This window comes from Mycobacterium angelicum (assembly GCF_002086155.1).
Taxonomy (GTDB): domain Bacteria; phylum Actinomycetota; class Actinomycetes; order Mycobacteriales; family Mycobacteriaceae; genus Mycobacterium; species Mycobacterium angelicum.
The window spans coordinates 1-419 of sequence record NZ_MVHE01000315.1 but is presented as its reverse complement, the minus strand read 5'-3'; the positions used below and the strand labels follow the sequence as shown (position 1 = coordinate 419).

The following is a 419-nucleotide window of genomic DNA, read 5'->3' as shown; positions in this document are numbered from 1 at the left end:
GCGTGCGCGCCGCCGGGCGCGCTCGGGGCGGCTCATGCGCTGATCGGGCTCGTGGTGGTGGTTCTGGGTGCGATCACGATCGGCGTGGCGACCCGCAAGCGGTGGCAGACCGCAGTGGTCACCGCGGTGGTAACGGTGTGCGGGATCCTTGCCGCTGTCGCCGCCGTCCGAATGTTTAGGCCGGTTTCGATGCAGGTGCTGGCGATTTGCGTGCTGGTAGGGCTGCTTGTCCTGATCAGGATGACTCCGACCGTTGCGTTGTGGGTGGCACGGGTACGACCCCCGCACTTCGGATCGATCACCGGCCGGGATCTGTTCGCGCGCCGTGCGGGAATGCCCGTCGATACGGTGGCTCCGGTCAGCGAAGCCGACGCCGACGATGAGGACAATGAACTGACCGACATCACCGCCCGCGGCAC

1 pseudogene is annotated in these 419 nt (G+C 67.5%); it reads left to right on the top strand.

What is annotated here, in order from left to right:
* Positions 1-419 (top strand): annotated as a pseudogene (gene eccD2 / locus BST12_RS29560) (type VII secretion system ESX-2 subunit EccD2); the annotation flags it as partial.